This window comes from Nocardia sp. JMUB6875, assembly GCF_041154655.1.
Taxonomy (GTDB): Bacteria; Actinomycetota; Actinomycetes; order Mycobacteriales; family Mycobacteriaceae; genus Nocardia.
Genome location: NZ_BAAFGR010000044.1, coordinates 1 through 15,109, shown reverse-complemented (window position 1 = coordinate 15,109; position 15,109 = coordinate 1). Strand labels below are relative to the sequence as shown.

The following is a 15,109-nucleotide window of genomic DNA, read 5'->3' as shown; positions in this document are numbered from 1 at the left end:
AGAGAAAGAAGTCGAAATGGCTGATCTGACAGGCAAAGTCGCCCTGATCACCGGTGCCGCCCGCGGCCAGGGCGCCGCGGAGGCGCGCCTGTTCGTCGAGCGCGGCGCCAAGGTGGTCATCACCGACGTGCTCGAGGCCGAGGGCAAGGAGCTCGCCGACTCCCTCGGCGAGGCAGCGCGTTTCGTGCGCCACGACGTCACCGACGCCGACAGCTGGGACGCCGCCGTCAAGGTCGCCGTCGACACCTTCGGCAAGCTCGACGTGCTGGTCAACAACGCGGCCATCTACATCATGAAGCCGATCACCGAGACCACTCCCGAAGAGCTGGAACGGATCTTGCAGGTGAACCTGGTCGGCGCGTTCCGCGGCATCAAGGCCGTGCTGCCCGCCATGACCGCGGCCGGCGGCGGTTCCATTGTCAACATCTCCTCGCAGGCCGGGCTCGAGGGCCTGATGAACCACAGCGCCTACGGCTCCTCCAAGTGGGGCCTGCGCGGCCTGTCCAAGATCTCCGCGCTGGAGCTGGGCCCGGCCCAGATCCGCGTCAACTCGGTGCATCCCGGCCCCATCGCCACCCCGATGGTGCCGTACCTGACCACCGGCCCGGGCAGCTTCCCGACCCTGCCGCTGGAGCGCACCGGCCTGCCCGAGGAGGTCGCCGAACTGGTCGCCTTCCTCGCGTCGGACGCCTCGGCCTACATCACCGGTGCGGAGGTGACCGTCGACGGCGGTCTGGCCGCGGGCAAGTTCATTCCGCGAAACATGCAGTAAGACAGCGCTATCCAGGAAGGCCCGCAATGACCCTGTCCCCCGAATGGCAGACCTTCGTCGACGCCGCCACCGCGGCGTTCCCGGCGCTGGGCACCGAGGTGCTCGACGCCGCCGAAGCGCGGGCCTTCCTGGCCGCCCGCAAGGCGCCGGTCGTAGCGCCGATTCCCGTTGCGGGAGTGGAGGAATGGCTGGTTCCGGGACCGGACGACGCACCCGAGGTGCCGGTGCGGCTGTATCGGCCGCTGAATGCCGAACCCGTTCCCGGCGTGGTCGTCTTCTATCACGGCGGCGGATTCGTCCTGTGCAGCTTGGACTCTCACGATCGCTTCTGCCGCACCATGGCCAATGAGGCCGGGGTCATCGTGATCTCGGTCGACTACCGACTCGCCCCCGACGCTCGCTTCCCCGCCGCGGCCGAGGACGCCTACGCCGTGCTGCGCTGGGTCGCCGACCACGCGGAATCCCTTGGCGGCGACCCGAACCGGATCGCCGTCGCCGGGGACAGCGCGGGCGGGAATCTCGCCACCGTCGCCGCCATCGCCGCGCGCGACAACGGCGGCCCCGATATCGCGTTCCAGCTGCTCATGTACCCGATGCTGGACCCGGCCTGCGACACCGGGTCCTACACCGCCAATGCCGAGGGCTACTTCACGACGGCGGCCCATCTGCGCTGGTACTGGCAGCAGTACCTGTCCTCCGACGCCGCCCGGACCGACCCCTACGCGAATCCGACCATCGCCGACCTCACCGGCCTCCCGCCCGCCCACATCGCCACCGCCGAATTCGATCCGCTGCGCGACGAGGGCGAGGCCTACGGGCAGCGGCTGCGCGAGGCGGGGGTCGAGACCGAGATCCACCGCTGGAACGGCACCGTCCACGGCTTCATGTCGATGGCCTTCCATCTGCGAGAAACCCAGCGCGCCAATACCGCCGCCTTCACCGCACTGCGCCGGGCCCTGGCCCGGACACCGGTCATCTGAAATTCCCCGTCATCCGAAATTCTCAGTGGGTTCACGAGCCGACGGGTTAGCATCACCTGCGTTCATCCGTTTGAAACGTCAGGAAGTCTCTTGTCGGTCGCACGCCACCTCACGTCCGTGTCCGGGTCCGCCCTCGCGGCCCTGACCCTCGCCGCCGCGCTGGCCGGAACGGCCGATGCCGCGCCCCAGTACTACGGCACCCTGGCGGTGTCGCGCCTGAAGAACACCGCCGTCGCCAATACCGACTCCAACAAGGTCACCGCCGACGCCGCCGCGATCCGCGACTGCGCCAGCTACGACTGCGAGATCGTGCTGCGCTTCGCCGACGGCTGCGGCGCGGTCGCCCAGGGCGCGGACGGCACCTGGGGCTGGGCCGCGGGCGGCAGCCTCGAGGAAGCCGAACAGAACGCGGTCACCGGCCTGGGCCAGAGCGCTCCCCCGTTCCCGGACCTGGGCAGCGCCCAGCCCCGCGCGGCGCGCGTCGTCGCCAGCGCCTGCACCAAAAACGTGCAGTAACAGCGGCTTTCGGGACGAGGCTCAGTGCGGGTACTGGGCCTCGTAGGCCGCGCGTTCGGCAGCGCGCCGGGCGGCGCGGGTCGGATTCTCCAAATCCTGTGGGAAACCGTGCTTCATGAGTCGATGCGCCCGGTTCATCGGCATATAGGCCACGATGTAGAACATCGCGAGCAGCAGGCCCAGCAGGATCACCGCCAGCTGCAGCCACAGCTCCCCCGGCAGCAGGAACGCCAGCGCGAAAATCGGTACCAGCGGCACCAATTGGCGCACGAGGTGCCGCGGCACCGCCCACGTGCCGGTGAGATCGTTGCGCACCCACTCGCGCAGATCGTCGGGCAGTACGCGGCCGCACGAGTAACCGAGCCACTGAATCGGATTGGGGCGCTTCATTTCCGCGCCGCCTCGTTGACCCGGTTCAGCACATCGCGCAATTCCTCGAGGTCGGCCAGGCTGACCCCCAGCCGCGCCACCACCGCGGGCGGAATCTTCTCGGCCTCCTTGCGCAGTGCCCACCCGGCCTCGGTCAGGTCCACGACCAGATTGCGTTCGTTGCCGGCGTCCCGCCGCCGAGTGATGAGCCCGGCCGCCTCCAGCCGCTTGAGCAGCGGCGAGAGCGTCGGCGAGTCGAGCTGAATGGCCTCGCCGATGTCCTTGACCGACATCGGCGCCTCACCCCACAGCGCCAGCATCACCAGATACTGCGGATGCGTCAGACCCATGGGCTCGAGCAGCGGCCGGTACACCGCCAGCACCGCCCGATTCGCCACCGCCAGCGCGAAACACACCTGCCGGTCAAGCCGCAGCGGGTCGTCTACCTCGGACACTGCCTTGCCCTGATCGGACACTGCTTCCACCGCTCTGCCCTCCACGCTCGCCTTCGGTTAGGGCAACAATAGTTAACGCACTAACTGTTAGTCGACGATTCCGTGGGTAATAGCGGTCACACTCAGCCTTGCTTCGACTGTCGGATCGCCAGGATGCGGCCGGTATCCATGTAGTCGCGGAAGAGCGTGACCAGGCCGTTCCGCACGCGAACCACGTTGATGGAACTGCGGAACCAGCCCCGCTCCCCGCCCGGCCGGGTGACGTCGACATCGTTCTCGACCACCAGCAACTCCGGATCGGTGGTCTCGTGGATCTGCGGGCGGATGCCGTGCACCTCGACTCCGGGCATGGCCGACCACCGCGACGCGAGATACGCGCGAACCTGCTCACGGCCCTCGATGCGGGTCGGCTCGCCCGGAATCGGGAACGGCATCTCGAACACCACCTCCGGATCGAGCAGCGCGGCGAACCGATCGGCATCGCGCGAAGGCAGTCCCTGGAAGAGCCGTTCGACAAGGTCACGAGGGGTTTCTACGGACGTGGACACAACTACCTCCAAAAGCGGAACGCTGGACCCGCTTAGTATTCGGGGCGCGCGCCCCGCTTGTCAACGGATCGGTAAGCTTTCGGGCGTGACGGATCGACCCCTGCGCGCCGATGCCCGCCGCAATCGCGAGCGGGTGCTGGCCGCGGCCCAGGAAGCCTTTGCCGCCGAGGGCATTTCGGTGCCGCTCGACGAGATCGCGCGCCGGGCCGGGGTCGGGGCGGGCACGGTCTACCGCCACTTCCCCACCAAGGAGGCGCTTTTCGAGGCGGCCATCCTGGATCAGGTCGAGCGGATCACCGCGCACGCGCGGGAGCTGACCGAGCACGAGGACCCGGCGGCGGTGTTCTTCGAATTCCTGGAGATGCTGGTGCTGCAGGGCGGCGTGAAGCGCGACCTCGCCGACGCGCTGCGGACCCAGGGCGGGGAATACCCGCGGACGGTCTCCCACGAACTCAAAGAGGCGCTGGCGGTGCTGCTTTCGCGGGCCCAGCAGGCCGGGGCGGTCCGGCCCGACATCAGCGTCGACGATCTGCTGACCATCATCAAGGGCGTCTTCCTCGCCGTGCACGAGGCCGGGACCGCGCCGGGTCTGCGCGAACGCACCTTCGCGGTGATCGCCGACGGGCTCCGCACGCGCTGACCGGTACCCCCTCGAGGCCGCACGCAAACCATTAGCTATAAGTCGCTGAAATATTGCGGAAATAACTGAAACATGGGCGAATCGCCCGCATAGTTCCGCAATGTCCGCACGTTTTTGCAACTCGGATGATTTGATGCACCATGTGCTGATCGGTTGCCCTCTCAGGCACCTCGGCCCGGGGCTGTTCTTCGTGTTTCATCCGCATGAGTGAGGACAGGAGATCAGATTCGATGAAGCGTGCGTTCCGCGCCGTCGCCGTTACGGCTGGTCTGACCGTGGCAGCTTGCGGTAACACCCCGAAACCGGACGCGGCGCCGCAGGAGCCGCCGCCGCGCGCGCTGACCATCGGGATCAAATTCGATCAGCCCGGACTGTCGGTGCGGGGACCCGACGGCAAACCCCGCGGATTCGATGTGGACACCGCCGTCTACATCGCCGGGAAGCTGGGCGTCACGCCCGAGCACATCACCTGGCGCGAGGCGCGCTCCGAACAGCGCGAGGATCTGTTGAACTCCGGCGCAGTCGATTTCGTCGTCGCCTCCTACTCCATCACCGCCGCCCGCCAGCAGCTGGTCTCCTTCGCGGGCCCGTATCTGATGGCCGGGCAGGACCTGCTGGTGCGGCAGGGCGAGCGTGCCATCGAGCAGCCCGAGGACCTGGACGGGCGCACCGTGTGCACCGCCGAGGGCTCCACCTCCGCCGAGAAGATCCGGCGCAGCTTCGCCCACAATGTGAAGCTCACGACCCGGGATACCTACGCGCAGTGCGTATCCGACCTGATCGCCGGGACCATCGACGCCGTCACCACCGACGATGTCATCCTGGCCGGCTACGCCCACGAGCACCCGGGCGTGCTGCGGCTGGTCGGGCACCGCTTCACCCGAGAGCGCTACGGGGTCGGCGTCCGCAAGGGCGACCTGGACATGCAGAGCCGCATCACCTCGGCCATCCGGCTGATGATCGAGGACGGCAGCTGGCGGCGCGCCATGGAGGCGGATCTCGCGGCCGGCGGCTACAAGCCGATGCCCGCACCGGTGGTCTTCAACGCGCCCGACAAAGAGGTCGAACCCGGCGACCCCACCACCCTCGATCCGGAACTGGTGAATGCCGCCAAGGCCGTCGCCGCCACCTCCAATGCCCGGGATTGGGAAGGCTTCCGCTCACTGGTCTGCCCCGAAACCGCCGACGCCATTGATGAAATCGTTTTCCAATACACCCCGCAATACGACAAAACGCTCGGCTCGGAAGTAAAGAACGCGGGCTACACCAACACCGTCACCGGAGTCACCCAAACCGACCCGAACTCCGCGACCTTCGCATTCCACGAAACATTCACAAACGTCCCCGACAAATACCGCAGCTACTTCAAAGACATCGACTACACCGCCACCATGGTCCGCCGCAACGGCTCCTGGAAACTCTGCTCCCTCGCCGCCGACTTCGTCGAACCCTGAACCGATCTCGAACGCCCGAATAATGCGGTGCGCCCGCATGGGCCGAGCACCTACCCTCGACGGCAGTCAAGAGGAAGGACAGGCCAATGTTTCCCGTCGAGCTGCGCGGTACTCGAGCGCAGACGCTCATGTGGGCCCACGAGCACGAGGTCGAACCGGCCGCGCTGCAGCAGTTGCGGAATATCGCGCAACTGGAGTGGGTGTACGGCGTGCGAGTCATGCCGGACGTGCACCTGGGCAAGGGGGCGACGGTGGGATCCGTGATCGCCATGAAGGACGCGGTGGCGCCCGCGGCGGTCGGGGTCGATATCGGGTGCGGGATGGAGGCGGTGCTGACCTCGCTGACGGCGGCCGATCTGCCGGACGACCTGCACTCGCTGCGGTCCCGGATCGAGGCGGCGGTGCCGGTCGGGTTCTCGGCGCATGATGATCCGGTTAACGTAAACCGTTTGAACGCAGAGGTTTTCGGGCAGCGCGCGGCGGGCACCACGATGCGCGCGGGGTGGGAGCGGTTCTGGAAGTCGTTCGACACGCTGGATCCGGCGGTGCACGCGCGCGAGTCCAAGGCACACAAGCAGATGGGAACGCTTGGCGGCGGCAACCATTTCGTGGAAGTTACCTTGGATAACGAACAGCGTGTCTGGATCCTGCTGCACTCCGGAAGCCGCAATATCGGCAAGGAACTCGCCGAGCGGCACATGGCCGTCGCGCGGCAGCTGCCGCACAATGCCGATCTGCCGGATCGCGATCTGGCGGTATTCCTTTCCGGGACACCGGAAATGGATGCCTACCGTCGCGACCTGACCTGGGCGCAGGAGTACGCAGCGCGTAATCGCGCCGTCATGCTGGCCCTGGTCTGCAAGGCGGTGCGCGATGAATTCGCCGGGCTGGCAGTGCATTTCGATGATCCGATCTCATGCCACCACAACTATGTGGCGGAGGAGATCATCGACGGGATGCCGATGCTGGTCACCCGCAAGGGTGCGGTGCGGGCGGGGGCGGGGGATCTCGCGCTGATTCCCGGGTCGATGGGTACGCGGTCGTATGTGGTTCGGGGCAAGGGGAATCCGGCCTCGTTCCAGTCCGCGTCGCACGGTGCGGGGCGGCGGATGAGCCGTAATGCGGCCAAGCGGCAGTTCACCGTCGCGGATCTGGTCGCGCAGACCGAGGGTGTGGAGTCCCGCAAGGACGCCGGGGTGATCGATGAGATTCCGGCGGCCTACAAGGACATCGATCAGGTCATCGCGGCGCAGGGCGACCTGGTCGACATTGTCGCCACGCTGCGACAGGTGCTGTGCGTGAAGGGTTAGAGGTCAGCGGCGGCGGAAGGTCGCCGCTGCACCCGCGCCCACCAGCAGGATGCCCACGATGAGCGGGAATCCCGTTTGCAGCCACTGGAACAGCGCGACGTGCATATCGTCGGACAGGGGTAGATCGCCGATCAGGCGGAAGGTGTCGTCCGGGAAGATGAAATGGATGATCCCGGGCAGCACACCCCAGACCAGTCCGGCGATGATCGTGCCCGCCGGGGCATAAGCGGCCAGCGCCGCCACGATCAGGAACAAGGCCGCGGCGATGATGATCTCGAAGGTCGATCCCACCCGGTCGGCGAAGTCCCCGAGGATCGTCCACTGCCTGGTGCCGGCGGCCCCGCGGGCGGCGAAGGCGATGCCGACGGGGGTGATGATCAACCCCACCAGCGTGCCGGTCACCGTGCGCGAAACTCCGCCGCTACTGCGAAACTGCGCCCCGGGCGGAGTCCACCCCGCGGGCGACGGAAACTTCTCCGGCATCTGCGTCTCCCTGCACCCCCGGACGCCCTTCGTGCCCGGAAACCTATTGTCCGCCCGGGCACGGGATTCCGCGCGATCTTGACCGGTCCGCAATCAAGGCGCTGTTCAGCGGTGTTTTACAGCGCGAATGCGTGTCCGGTTGGGAGTATTTGCACGGTTGTGTCGGGGGCGAGATCGGCTGCGGCGGCACGGAAATGGTCGGCCCCGGCGCGATCGCCCTTGGTCATGATCCGGTCGCCGAGGGGTCCGCTGGAGAAGGCGTAGTGGATGGGGACGGCCACCCGGGGGCGTAGCGCGCGGGTCAGGTCGGCGGCCTCGACGGCATCCATGACCACCTGCTTGTTCAGCGCCGGGCGGATGCGCAGGCCGTTGACGGGGAGCAGGGCCAGGTCCAGATCCGGGAAACGCCGGGCGATTTCGTCGAGTTCGGCGATGCGCAGGGTGTCCGCGCCGAAGAAGACGGTGTGGCCGTCGGCGCGCAGCACGAAGGTCACCTCGGGGACGCCGTGACTGGCAGGCGCGGCCGTCACCTCGACCGGGCCGAGACGCGTGCTCTGCCACGGCGCCAACTCGACCACATCGGTGAAGCCTGCGGCGCGAACCTTCTTGGCCAGGCCGGGAACCACCGCGAACGGTACCGACTTGTCGGGATACAGGACCAGGGCGTCGAGATCGCAATGGTCGTAGTGGCCGTGGCTGATCACGATGCCGGAGAGCTCGGGCAGATCGGCCGCGGTGGCGAACGCGCGCGGCTCACCCTGCCGATAGAAACGGGTCTCCGACAGCCACGGGTCGGTGAGGATCCTTGCACCCCCGAAATCGATGAGGGCGCTGGCATGGACGACGCGGGTCACGGTGAGCATGGCGTTTTCCTAACAAGACAGTCGTCTACTTAAAGTCCAAAGTAAGTAGACGCCTGTCTTGTTATCCTGTCAACGTGCCCGACCAGCCCACTCCCGCCCGCAGCCGCAACCGCCGCGGCCAAGGCGCCCTCCTACGCGACGAACTCATCACCGCCGCCAGCCGCCTCCTCGAAGACCTCGACGCCCAGGAAGCCCTCTCCCTCCGCGCCGTAGCCCGCGCCGCCGGCGTCGCCCCCCAAAGCGTCTACCTGCAATTCGCCGACAAACGCGAACTCCTGACCGCCGTCTACAGCCTCCGCTTCGCCGAACTCCGCGACGCCTTGCTGGCCGCTCTCACCCCGATCCCCGAAACCGCGCCCGCCGAACGCCTTTCGGCCCTCTGCCACGCCTTCGTCACCTACGGCATCACCAACCCCGGCCACTACCGTGTCCTGTTCGGCACGGCGGGCACCCCCGGCTGGGAGCCCACCGAGGGCCAACTCCCCGGCCTCCCCACCATGCAACTCATGGTCGACACCGCCTCCGCCGCGGGCGCCCCCGACCCCACCGCGACCGCCCAATGCCTCTGGGCAGGCATGCACGGCCTGATAACTCTCCGCCAGGACCGCCCGAGCTTCCCCTGGCTCCCCCTCGATCACCTGGTCGACACCCTTATCCACGCACATCTCGCCACCGCAAGGGGTGCGAAGTCGCACGAAGATCCGGACGGCGGCGGTGCAGTGTCGGTGGAGTGAGGCACCATGGTCGGCGTGACCTCAGCCGACTCGAACGCCTCCGACCTCGTCAATGCCGCGCCCCCGTCCAGCACAGGTGACCTGCGCGAGGATGCCGAAGCGCTGCTGCGGGAGTTGGCCGGGCCGCAGGCACGGTTGCGGGAGGATCAGTGGGTCGCGATCGAGGCGTTGGTGGTGCAGCGGCGGCGGGCGCTCGTGGTGCAGCGGACCGGGTGGGGCAAGTCGGCCGTGTACTTCATTTCGGCGAAGTTGTTGCGGGCTCAGGGGCGGGGACCGACGGTGATCGTGTCGCCGTTGTTGGCGTTGATGCGGAACCAGGTGGCGTCGGCCGAGCGGGCGGGAGTTGTTGCGGCGACGATCAATTCGGGGAATGTCACCGAGTGGGATGATATTCATGCGCGGGTGGCGTCGGGGGAGGTCGATGTGCTGCTGGTGAGTCCGGAGCGGTTGAACAATCCGGACTTCCGGGATTCGGTGTTGCCGAAGCTGGCTGCGGATGCCGGGCTGGTGGTGATCGATGAGGCGCATTGTGTGTCGGATTGGGGGCATGACTTCCGGCCGGATTATCGGCGGATTCGTACGCTCATCGCTGATCTCGGGTCGGAGGTGCCGGTCCTCGCCACCACGGCGACAGCCAATGACCGGGTGGTGACCGATGTGGCGACCCAGATCGGTACGGACACACTGGTTTTGCGGGGCAGCCTGGACCGGGAGTCGCTGCATCTGTCGGTGGTGCGGATCGCCGACGCGGTCGAGCGGACAGCCTGGCTGAGCAAGCGGCTGCACGAGCTGCCCGGGTCGGGCATCGTCTACACGCTGACGGTGGCCGCCGCGCATGATCTCGCCGATGTGCTGAATTCGCACGGGCACACGGTTGCGGCCTACACGGGGCAGACCGATCCCACCGAGCGTGAGCACCTCGAGGCCGCACTGCTGAACAACGAGGTGAAGGCGCTCATCGCCACCTCCGCACTCGGAATGGGTTTCGACAAGCCCGATCTCGGGTTCGTCGTGCACCTGGGCGCGCCCTCCTCCCCCATCTCCTACTACCAGCAGGTGGGCCGCGCGGGCCGCGGCACCGAACGCGCCGAGGTGATCCTGCTGCCCGGCCGCGAGGATCGCCAGATCTGGAGCTACTTCGCCTCGGTGGCCTTCCCACGCGAGCACATCGTCCGCTCGGTGCTGGCCGCCCTCGACACCGACCGCCCGCTCTCCACCGCCGCCCTCGAACCCCTGGTGGAGCTCAACCGTTCCCGCCTCGAAATGGTGCTCAAGGTCCTCGACGTGGACGGCGCGGTGCGCCGGGTGCGCGGCGGCTGGCTCGGTACCGGACAGCCCTGGGTTTACGACACCGAACGCTACGAGCGTTTGAGCATCGCCCGCGAGGCGGAGCAGCAGGCCATGATCGACTACGAGTCGACCACCGGCTGCCGAATGACGTTCCTGCGCAGCCAGCTCGACGATCCGGGCCTGGCGCTGGGCACCCACTGCGGCCGCTGCGACAACTGCACCGGCACCCGCCAGGACACCACCGTCGAGGCCACCGCCCTCGCCGAGATCCGCACCCGCCTGGATCGCCCAGGCATCGACCTGGCGCCCCGCAAACAATGGCCCACCGGCCTGGCGAAGCTCGGAATCTCACTGTCCGGCAAGATCACCGACGGTCCCGAGACCGGCCGCGTACTGGGCCGCCTCAGCGATCTGGGCTGGGGGCAGCGCCTGCGCCCCCTCCTCGACGGCCCCGACGCTCCCATCCCGGACGAGGTCTTCCGTTTCTGCACAACGGTTCTGCGCGAATGGGATTGGGCCCGGCGTCCCACCGCCGTCATGGCCCTGGAATCCGGCAATCGCCCGACCCTGACCCGCTCCCTCGCCGCGCGCCTGGCTCAGGTCGGCCGCCTCGAAGATCTCGGCGTCCTGCACCTTCGCCCCGATCTCCCGCCCGTATCCGCCGCCAACTCGGCGCACCGCGTGGCCGCCCTCCACAATGCCTGGGAGACACCGGATCTCAGCGGCGTCGAGGGCCCGATCCTGCTGGTCGACGCCCTCACGGACACCGGCTGGACCTTCACCATGGCCGCGCGCACCCTGCGTGCCGCCGGAGCCGATGCCGTCCTCCCCTTCGCTCTCGCCACGCCGTCCTGATCACCGGCGTATCGTCGAATCAGGGAGGGAAACACCATGACTGAGCCTGAAATCGGCAGCGAAGCGCCCGAAACCGGCAACGAAGCGCCCGAATCGCCCGACCCCAGGGCGCGTTGGCGCACGCTTCCGCCGGAGCCGACGGAGTGGATCGAGATGAAGGACCGCGAGCCCTCGTCGATCGATTTCGGTTCCGGCCACGATCCGGACCGCGATATCTACCTGTACGGAACCGGCGGCATGCCCTGAAACAGGCTCACGCACCGTCGCCGGAGGCCCGGTTCTTGAGATTGTCGATCGCGTCGACATAGCGCAGCATGAGCCGGGCGAAGTCGAGGCGATCCTGCTCCGGCCACTCGGCGGTGATGTATTCGAACGCCGCGCGCTGCCGACGACGGAAGTCCCGCATGAATTCGCGGCCCTGCGAGCTGAGTTCGAGCACCGCGCGACGACCATCCAGCTGCGACGGGACACGCACCAGATAACCCGCCTTGATGTTGTCGGTGACCATGCGACTGGCCACGGACGGATCGACGCACATGGCCGCCGCGATGCCGCCGACCGACATCTCCTCACCCTTGTCGCGGTCGCAGCCCAGGACGAAGCCCAACACCAACGCCCGGGTGGAGTCCTTGGCCGAGATGGGGTTCTCGACCTCCTGCAGGACCCCGCGCCGCAGCTTGCCGAATGCCGGTCCGATGGCATCGAGTAGCTCGTCGGTGGTGCGGGCGTCCTCGGTCATGGGGTCATCGTATCTTCATGCTTCTACGAACATATGTGTTGACTGTCAAATGTGTGCATGACAGCATGCATTTGTCCATGAGCATGGATTCGCACTCGATCGGAGTTCCCCATGACCATCCTCGTCACCGGCGCCCGCGGCCAGATCGGCCGCGCGGTCATCTCCAGCCTGCATGCCCAGGGTCTGCCGGTTCGCGCCGCCAGCGCCAAACCCGCCGACCTCGACCTGCCCGCCGGAGTGCGCGCCGTCGAACTCGGCGATGATCCCGAAACCCTTTCCACCGCACTGGAAGACGTGAAACAGGTCTTCCTCTACGCCAAGGCCGACCTCGCCGACGCCTTCGTCACGGCCGCCCAGCAGGCCGGGGTGGAACACGTTGTGCTGCTGTCGTCTTCGGCGGTCAACGATCCCGCGGCAACGTCCAATCCCATCGGCGCAATGCATCTGGCGGTCGAGAAGTCCCTCGCCGCTTCATCTCTCACCACCACTGTGCTGCGGCCGGGCGGTTTCGACAGCAATGCCTTCGGCTGGATCAAGGCCGTGGCCGCCGGAGAGCCCATCGAGCACGCCTACCCCGAGGCCAGCCTGGCCATGATCCACCCGCTGGACATCGCCGATATCGCGGTCGCCGCCCTGACCGGCACCGAATTGCGCGGGCGCACGGTCAGTCTCACCGGTCCGGAGGCCATCAGCTTCCGCGCGCAGATCGGCCACCTGTCCGAGGCCATCGGCCGGGAGATCCCCATCGTCCAGATCTCCCGAGACCAGGCCGAGGCGCAGCTCTCCCGCACGATGCCGCCGTACATCGTCGACGCGCTGCTCACCATCTGGGCCATCACCTCCGAGCGCCCCGAGACCCCCGCCGACACCACCGAGACGTTGCTCGGCGTTCCCGCCCGCACCTTCGAGCAGTGGGCCCGCGAGAACGCCGCCGCCTTCACCGCCGCCTGAGACCCGTCCCGCAGCATTTTCGGACCCGCCGGGGCGGGTTGCCCGGCCGTCGCGGAAACCACTGTCCACCAGCGGCGCGGCGCGTAGGCTCGAACGGATTCCGCACTCGCCGAAGGTCCCGGGGAGGTCACCATGGCGTCCGCAGCTCGCAAATCGTCGGCATCACCCAAGGCTCCGCCGCTCCCGATCCTGCGCACCATCTCCCGGATTCGCGACGGGCTGTCCGCCTTCCAGCGCCGCCTGGTGCCGGGGCACATCGCACTGCTCGATATCTCCACCATCGGCTACCTCACCCAGGCGGTCGCGGCCGCCGCGGAACTCGGCATCGCCGACGCCCTCGCCGACGGACCCAAACAGCCGCCCGAACTCGCGCGGGCGCTGAATGTCGACGAGGCCGCGTTGCGGCGGCTCATGCGGTTCCTGATCAGCTTCGACGTCTTCGGGCAGCGGGGCGACGGCGGCTACCGGCTGACCCGGGTGTCGGAGAGCCTGCGCGGCGACGCCGAGGTCTCACTGCGAGACCTGTTCCTGCTCTTGGGCTCCGACCTGCACCGCAAACACTGGTCGGGCCTGGCCGACTGCGTGCGCACCGGACACTGGCGCTGGCCCGAGGTCGAGGGCATGCCGTTCTTCGAATACGCCGAGGCGCATCCGGAGGTCGGACAGGTCTTCGACGCCGCCATGACCAGCGTCAGCACCCTCGCGGTGGAACCGCTGCAGGCGGCCTACGATTTCGGGCGGTACGGGTCGATCGTGGATATCGGCGGCGGCCGCGGCAGCCTGCTCGTCGACATCCTGCGGCGGCATCCGTCCATGCGGGGCACCATCTTCGAGATGCCACGCATCGCCGAGGGTCTGGCCGAGGAACTGTCCGCGCCCGGGCTGACCGGGCGGCTCACCGTCGAGTCCGGCGACTTCTTCGAAGCGGTACCCAAGGGCGGGGACGCCTACCTGCTCAAACACATCATCCACGACTGGTCCGACGAGGCCGCCGAACGGATCCTGCGCACGGTCCGCGCGTCCATGGAAACCGAAGCGCGCCTGCTCATCATCGATATCGTGCTGCCGGAGCACCGGAGACCGCACATGGGCAAGCTGCTCGATCTGGAGATGCTGATCAATACCGACGGCGGCCGGGAACGCACCCAGACCGAATTCGGAAACCTGCTCTCCCGCAGCGGTTTCACCCTCACCAAGGTGACGCCGACCGCCGCTCCCGACAGTGTGATCGAGGCCCACCCGGCCTGGTGACCGTGACCGCCCGAAACCGACAGCCACCCGACACCGACGACGGCCCGGGTGGTGGTCGGCCCCCTGCACCGATCCACACCCGGGCCCGTCGACGCCGCCCGCGGGGCGTGCGCGGCGCAACCCGCACGCCCGCCACGGGCCTGCTGCCTCCTGATTCGACTGTCGCGCAGTGACTTCAGGCGGATCGGCGGATCCTAGGGCCGACAACCCCTGCGGCCCGATCGGTCCAGCCGTCCGCCATCTGCGCCAACAGGAACCAGGCGGCGTGTACTTGTTCGTCCGAGACCTTCTCGGCCGTTCTCAGCAGATGTACGGCGCGCACATGCGCCGCGGCCATGGCATCCACCACGACCCCGAGGGATTCGGCCCGCGCTGCACCCCTCGGCAGCGCCCGGCTCGCCACCCACTCGTCGATGAAGGTGACCAGTTGGGTCCGTAGCTCATCGATGCCGCCGGTGTCGCCGGGCTGCTCCCGGCGCTGCAGGTGCAGTTCGGCCAGCGCCCGGGCCCAGCGGGTGACGGGATGGTCGTCGGACTGATCGCCGATGTGACCGCAGAAGGCGGCCAGCAGTTCGTGCCAGTCGGGTAGCAGCGGGCGATTGACTTCGAAACTCGCGTCTTTCGGAGATTCGGCTTTCGATATCTCGGTTCTCGACGTTCCAGCACGACCACTCGCCCGCCTCAACCGGGTGTTATCAGGTTGGGGTACGTACATACCTACCTCCAGGCGGTGCGGGCGCACCCGGTCCCGCGGCGGTCACCGGACCGCGAGCCCGGCGCGGCAAGGGCGGACCGCGCCGGATCCAGGCAACCGCTATCGGCGAAGGGCACATCTCGATGCGGCACCGGGTGCACTTCCAGAATGACCGCTCGGGCCGTCCCGCCCACTGCCCTTCCCC

At 67.9% G+C, this 15,109-nt stretch carries 18 protein-coding genes; 11 read left to right on the top strand and 7 right to left on the bottom strand.

What is annotated here, in order from left to right; genetic code table 11:
• Positions 1 to 16 precede the first annotated feature (16 nt).
• From ACAM49_RS13830 to ACAM49_RS13820, 3 genes are all read left to right on the top strand, one after another.
• Positions 17 to 772, top strand: coding sequence for an SDR family NAD(P)-dependent oxidoreductase (locus tag ACAM49_RS13830; RefSeq protein WP_040806221.1), 756 nt, complete (start codon positions 17 to 19; stop codon positions 770 to 772).
• 26 nt (positions 773 to 798) lie between these two features.
• A complete protein-coding gene (locus ACAM49_RS13825; protein WP_369635884.1) occupies positions 799 to 1,752 on the top strand; it encodes an alpha/beta hydrolase in 954 nt (317 codons plus the stop codon).
• Positions 1,753 to 1,869: 117 nt separating this feature from the next.
• The gene (locus ACAM49_RS13820) at positions 1,870 to 2,268 is read left to right on the top strand and encodes a DUF4189 domain-containing protein (RefSeq protein WP_369635883.1); all 399 of its coding nucleotides are present in this window, start codon (positions 1,870 to 1,872) and stop codon (positions 2,266 to 2,268) included.
• A 21-nt stretch (positions 2,269 to 2,289) separates the two neighbouring features.
• On the opposite strand, the gene ACAM49_RS13815 is transcribed toward ACAM49_RS13820, so the two are convergent.
• From ACAM49_RS13815 to ACAM49_RS13805, 3 genes are all read right to left on the bottom strand, one after another.
• Positions 2,290 to 2,658, bottom strand: coding sequence for a DUF5313 family protein (locus tag ACAM49_RS13815; RefSeq protein ID WP_369635882.1), 369 nt, complete (start codon positions 2,656 to 2,658; stop codon positions 2,290 to 2,292).
• A complete protein-coding gene (locus ACAM49_RS13810; protein ID WP_369635916.1) occupies positions 2,655 to 3,113 on the bottom strand; it encodes a MarR family winged helix-turn-helix transcriptional regulator in 459 nt (152 codons plus the stop codon). The genes ACAM49_RS13815 and ACAM49_RS13810 overlap by 4 nt, the downstream gene beginning before the upstream one ends.
• A gap of 101 nt (positions 3,114 to 3,214) precedes the next feature.
• Positions 3,215 to 3,640: a nuclear transport factor 2 family protein gene (locus tag ACAM49_RS13805; protein WP_369635881.1), complete on the bottom strand. Its 426-nt coding sequence runs from the start codon at positions 3,638 to 3,640 to the stop codon at positions 3,215 to 3,217.
• Positions 3,641 to 3,725: 85 nt separating this feature from the next.
• Here ACAM49_RS13805 and ACAM49_RS13800 point away from each other — a divergent pair, with 85 nt between their 5' ends.
• From ACAM49_RS13800 to ACAM49_RS13790, 3 genes are all read left to right on the top strand, one after another.
• Entirely contained in the window at positions 3,726 to 4,280 is a 555-nt protein-coding gene (locus ACAM49_RS13800) for a TetR/AcrR family transcriptional regulator (protein WP_369635880.1), read from the top strand.
• Between the two features lie 230 nt (positions 4,281 to 4,510).
• Complete coding sequence (locus ACAM49_RS13795; RefSeq protein WP_369635879.1) at positions 4,511 to 5,734, top strand: glutamate ABC transporter substrate-binding protein; 1,224 nt, start codon at positions 4,511 to 4,513, stop codon at positions 5,732 to 5,734.
• 86 nt (positions 5,735 to 5,820) lie between these two features.
• Positions 5,821 to 7,044 (top strand): RtcB family protein, encoded by a 1,224-nt coding sequence (locus ACAM49_RS13790; protein ID WP_369635878.1) that lies wholly within the window; start codon positions 5,821 to 5,823, stop codon positions 7,042 to 7,044.
• 3 nt (positions 7,045 to 7,047) lie between these two features.
• Here the strand turns inward: ACAM49_RS13790 and ACAM49_RS13785 are convergent, their stop codons facing one another.
• The gene (locus tag ACAM49_RS13785) at positions 7,048 to 7,527 is read right to left on the bottom strand and encodes a hypothetical protein (RefSeq protein ID WP_369635877.1); all 480 of its coding nucleotides are present in this window, start codon (positions 7,525 to 7,527) and stop codon (positions 7,048 to 7,050) included.
• Positions 7,528 to 7,643: 116 nt separating this feature from the next.
• Positions 7,644 to 8,390 (bottom strand): MBL fold metallo-hydrolase, encoded by a 747-nt coding sequence (locus ACAM49_RS13780; RefSeq protein WP_369635876.1) that lies wholly within the window; start codon positions 8,388 to 8,390, stop codon positions 7,644 to 7,646.
• Between the two features lie 74 nt (positions 8,391 to 8,464).
• Between ACAM49_RS13780 and ACAM49_RS13775 the strand changes: the two genes are divergently transcribed.
• Genes ACAM49_RS13775 through ACAM49_RS13765 form a run of 3 tightly spaced genes read left to right on the top strand, consistent with a single transcriptional unit; the run spans position 8,465 to position 11,515 of the window.
• Positions 8,465 to 9,124, top strand: coding sequence for a TetR/AcrR family transcriptional regulator (locus ACAM49_RS13775; protein WP_369635875.1), 660 nt, complete (start codon positions 8,465 to 8,467; stop codon positions 9,122 to 9,124).
• Between the two features lie 6 nt (positions 9,125 to 9,130).
• Entirely contained in the window at positions 9,131 to 11,269 is a 2,139-nt protein-coding gene (locus ACAM49_RS13770) for an ATP-dependent DNA helicase RecQ (protein WP_369635874.1), read from the top strand.
• 36 nt (positions 11,270 to 11,305) lie between these two features.
• A complete protein-coding gene (locus ACAM49_RS13765) occupies positions 11,306 to 11,515 on the top strand; it encodes a hypothetical protein (RefSeq protein ID WP_369635873.1) in 210 nt (69 codons plus the stop codon).
• 7 nt (positions 11,516 to 11,522) lie between these two features.
• Here the strand turns inward: ACAM49_RS13765 and ACAM49_RS13760 are convergent, their stop codons facing one another.
• Positions 11,523 to 12,008 carry a MarR family winged helix-turn-helix transcriptional regulator gene (locus ACAM49_RS13760; RefSeq protein ID WP_369635872.1) on the bottom strand — a complete coding sequence of 162 codons (486 nt, stop codon included), beginning with the start codon at positions 12,006 to 12,008 and terminating at the stop codon, positions 11,523 to 11,525.
• A gap of 111 nt (positions 12,009 to 12,119) precedes the next feature.
• Between ACAM49_RS13760 and ACAM49_RS13755 the strand changes: the two genes are divergently transcribed.
• Both ACAM49_RS13755 and ACAM49_RS13750 read left to right on the top strand, forming a co-directional pair.
• The gene (locus ACAM49_RS13755) at positions 12,120 to 12,959 is read left to right on the top strand and encodes an NAD(P)H-binding protein (RefSeq protein ID WP_369635871.1); all 840 of its coding nucleotides are present in this window, start codon (positions 12,120 to 12,122) and stop codon (positions 12,957 to 12,959) included.
• Positions 12,960 to 13,091: 132 nt separating this feature from the next.
• Positions 13,092 to 14,210: a methyltransferase gene (locus tag ACAM49_RS13750; RefSeq protein WP_369635870.1), complete on the top strand. Its 1,119-nt coding sequence runs from the start codon at positions 13,092 to 13,094 to the stop codon at positions 14,208 to 14,210.
• 175 nt (positions 14,211 to 14,385) lie between these two features.
• On the opposite strand, the gene ACAM49_RS13745 is transcribed toward ACAM49_RS13750, so the two are convergent.
• Positions 14,386 to 14,895, bottom strand: a complete 510-nt coding sequence (locus ACAM49_RS13745) for a DUF4254 domain-containing protein (protein ID WP_369635869.1) — start codon at positions 14,893 to 14,895, stop codon at positions 14,386 to 14,388.
• Positions 14,896 to 15,109: the final 214 nt, after the last annotated feature.